The organism is Streptomyces sp. NPDC086519 (assembly GCF_040686075.1).
GTDB lineage: Bacteria > Actinomycetota > Actinomycetes > Streptomycetales > Streptomycetaceae > Streptomyces > Streptomyces shenzhenensis.
Genome location: NZ_JBFBJL010000148.1, coordinates 1 through 4003, shown reverse-complemented (window position 1 = coordinate 4003; position 4003 = coordinate 1). Strand labels below are relative to the sequence as shown.

1 protein-coding gene is annotated in these 4003 nt (G+C 73.5%); it reads left to right on the top strand.

All coding sequences use genetic code 11. From position 1 onward, the window contains the following. A partial coding sequence (locus AB0P24_RS47625) for an amino acid adenylation domain-containing protein (protein ID WP_365805707.1) occupies window positions 1-4003 on the top strand: 4003 nt, incomplete at both ends.

Below are 4003 nucleotides of genomic sequence, written 5' to 3'. Positions count from 1 at the left end.
TGCAGGGCGAGCAGGCGGAGCTGGCGCCGCACCAGCACCTGCCGCTCGCCGACATCCAGCGCGGTGCCGGACTCGGCGAACTCTTCGACACCGCCGTCGTCTTCGAGAACGCCCCGCTGGACCGCGACGCGCTGCACCGGGCCGCGGACGGGTTGCGCGTCGACGTGCTCGACGGTGACGTCTCCTCCGGTGCCATGCACTACCCGCTGAGCCTGCTGGCGGTCCCCGGCCGGCGGCTGCAACTCGACGTCAACCACCGGCCCGGTGCGGTGAGCCAGGTCCGCGCCGAGCGGGTGGCCGAGCGGCTGCGGCTGCTGCTGCGGGCGGTCGCCGAGGACCCGGGGACGAAGACCGGTGAGCTGGCCCTGCTGGCACCGTGGGAGCACGAGCGGGTGCTGCACACCTGGAACGCCACCGCGGCCGACGATTCGGCCCTGCCCGGAGCGACGATGCCCGAGCTCTTCGCCCGGCAGGTCGCGCGGACCCCGCACGCCACCGCCCTCAGGATGGACGGCGCGAGCCTCACCTACGCGGAGCTGGACGCCCGCGCGGACCGCCTGGCCCGCGCCCTGCGCGACCGCGGCGCGGGCCCGTCGCGACTGGTCGCCGTCCGGCTGCCGCGGTCCTTCGAACTGCTCGTCGCGCTCTACGCGGTCCACAAGGCCGGCGCCGCGTACCTGCCCATCGACGTCGGCCACCCGGCCGAGCGGGTGCGGTTCATGCTGGAGGACGCCGACCCCGTCGTGGTCGTCACGCCGGAGACCTACCCGCAGCTGGCCTCCGAAGGCGAGACCGCCGCTCCTCTCCGACCGGTGGAGCCGGATCCCCGGCAGCCCGCCTACGTGATCTACACCTCGGGCTCGACCGGACGCCCCAAGGGGGTACTGGTCCCGCACGCGGGAGTGGTCAACCACCTCAGGTGGAAGCAGTCCGCCTTTCCGCTGACGACCGGGGACCGGGTACTGCACAAGACTCCGGTCACCTTCGACGTGTCGGTGTGGGAACTCTTCTGGCCGCTGGCCACCGGCGCGACACTGGTGATCGCCCGCCCGGACGGACACCGGGACCCGGCCTACCTGGCCGGGCTGATCCAGCAGGAAGGCATCAGCCTCGCCCATTTCGTCCCCTCCATGCTGGAGACCTTCCTCGACCTGCCCGAAGCCGCCGGATGTACGACGCTGCGCCGCGTGATCTGCAGCGGGGAAGCCCTGCCGCAGAACCTCGCGGACCGCTTCCACTCCGTGCTCGGTGCGGAACTGCACAACCTGTACGGGCCCACCGAGGCGTCGGTGGAGATCACCCACGGGCAGTCCCGGCCCGGTTCGCCCGAGGTGTCGGTGCCCATCGGACGCCCGATCGCGAACTCCCGGGTCTACGTCCTCGGCCCCGGCCTGCGTCCCGCCCCGACCGGCACCCCGGGCGACCTGTACCTCGCCGGTGTCCAGCTCGCCCACGGCTACCAGGGACGGCTCGGCCTGACCGCCGACAGGTTCGTGGCGGACCCCTTCGGCCCGCCGGGCAGCCGGATGTACCGCACCGGCGACGTGGCGCGCTGGACCGAGGAGGGCACCCTGGTCTTCCTCGGCCGTTCCGACGACCAGGTCAAGATCCGTGGCTTCCGCATCGAACTGGGGGAGATCGAAGCGCTGCTGCTGCGCCGCCCCGAGGTGCGGCGCGCGGCGGTACTGGTCCGCGAGGACCAGCCAGGCGTCAAACGCCTGGTCGCGTACGTCGTGGTCCCCGAGGACGGTTTCGACGAGGAGGCGCTGCGCGGGCACGTCGCCGGCGAACTGCCCGAGTACATGGTTCCGCAGGCCTTCGTGCCCCTGCCGGACCTCCCGCTGACCACCAGCGGCAAACTGGACCGGCGCGCACTGCCCGCTCCACGGTTCGCCGCCGCCGTCCAGGGCCGGGCGGCGGCGTCCGAGCGGGAACGGACGCTGTGCGCCCTGTTCGCCGAAGTACTGGGTGTCGAGCAGGTCGGCCCCGAGGACGGGTTCTTCACCCTGGGCGGGGATTCGATCCAGTCGATCCAGCTGGTCGCCCGGGCGCGCAGGGCCGGACTGGCCCTCACGCCCCGGGACGTCTTCACCTGCCGGACCCCGGCCGCCCTGGCGCTGCGGGTCCAGGAGGCCGCCGAGCCCCAGGACCAGCCCGCCGACGCGGGGGTCGGCAGCTTCGCGGCCACCCCGATCATGCACTGGCTGCGCGAGCACGAGAGGGACCGCTCCGCCGGGTTCAACCAGTCGATGCTGGTGCGGACACCGCGGGAGGCCGCCCTGCCCACCCTGGCCGGCGCGCTTCAGGCGCTGCTCGACCGTCATGACGCCCTGCGCATGCGCCTGGTGGTGAAGGACGGCGACTGGTCGGTCGACGTGCCGCCGCCCGGTGCCGTGAGCGCCACGGACGTGCTGACACGCGTGGACACCCGGGGTCTCGACGAGCACGCGCTGCGCGACGTGATCGCGGCACACGCCGAGCAGGCGCGGCGCGCACTGGCCCCCCGCCGCGGCGCGGTCGTCCGCGCGGTGTGGTTCGACGCCGGCCCGCAGCGGTCCGGACGGCTGCTGCTGACGGTCCACCACCTCGCGGTGGACGGGGTGTCGTGGCGGATCGTCCTGCCCGACCTGGCGGCGGCGTGGCAGGCCGCGCACGCGGGCGCGCGGCCACAGCTCGCACCGGTGCCGACCTCGCTGCGCACCTGGTCCGCCGCCCTCGCCGACGCGGCGAACGACGAACGCAGGGCGGCCGAGCTGGACCTGTGGACCGCCCAGTGCGGGGAGCCCGGCACCTCGCTGTCCGGCCGGCCGCTGGACCCCACCGCCGACGTGTACGCCACGGCGCGGGAACACACGCTGGCCCTGCCCGCCGAGGTCACCGCTGCGCTGCTCACCCGAGTGCCCGAGACCCTGCGGGCGAGCATCGACGAGATCCTGCTGACGGCTCTCGTCCTGGCCGTGGCCCACTGGCGGGACGCGGGAAACGGGGGCCACGAGGGTCACGAGGACTCCGGGACCCCGCTGCTGGTCGACGTCGAAGGCCACGGCCGGGACGAGGAACTCGCCGGCGACCTCTCCCGCACGGTCGGGTGGTTCACCAGCCTCTTCCCGGTACGCCTCGACGCGGGCGGCGTGCGGTGGCGAGAGATCCTGGACGGCGGTCCCGCGCTCGGCCGGGCGCTCAACACGGTCAAGGCACAGCTGCGGGCCCTGCCCGACCGCGGCATCGGATACGGGTTGCTGCGGTACCTGAACCCGCGCACCGAGGCCGTGCTGGCCGGAGGGGCGCGTCCGGAGATCTGCTTCAACTACCTGGGCCGCTACACCACGGGAGACGAGGGCGAATGGGCGGTGCTGTCCGATCCGGACCTGACACTGCCGGTGGCCGACGCGGACATGCCGCTGCCGCACCCCCTCGCCCTCAACGCGGTCACCGAGGACGGACCGGCGGGCCCGCGGCTGCTCGCCTCCTGGACCTGGGCGTCCAGGCACTTCGAGGCCGGACAGGTCGAGGCACTGGGACGCACCTGGTTCCGTATGCTGCGGGCCCTGGTGGCGCACGGGGCGGGCACCGACCACGGCACTCCGATCTCCTCCGACACGGTGCTGCACGCCCTCATGCCGCAAGCGCTGACCGACCGTGAACTGACGCGGCTGGAGTGGAGATGGCCGGGCCACCGGGTGGCCGACGTGCTGCCCCTCACCCCGCTCCAGGAGGGCCTGCTCTTCCACTCCAGCTACCAGAGCGACGGCATCGACGTCTACAACGTCCAGGTCGCCCTCGAACTGGACGGAGCACTCAGGACCGCCCGCCTGCGCCGGGCATGTGACGACCTGCTCGACCGCCACAGCGCGCTGCGGACCGCCTTCACCCAGCTGTCCTCCGGACACCCCGCACAGGTGGAGTTCCGTGCGGTGGAGGTGCCGTGGCGGGAGGTGGATCTGAGCGGGGTGGCCGAGGGGGAGCGGGAGGCGGCGCTGGGTGAGTTGTTGCGGGCTGATCT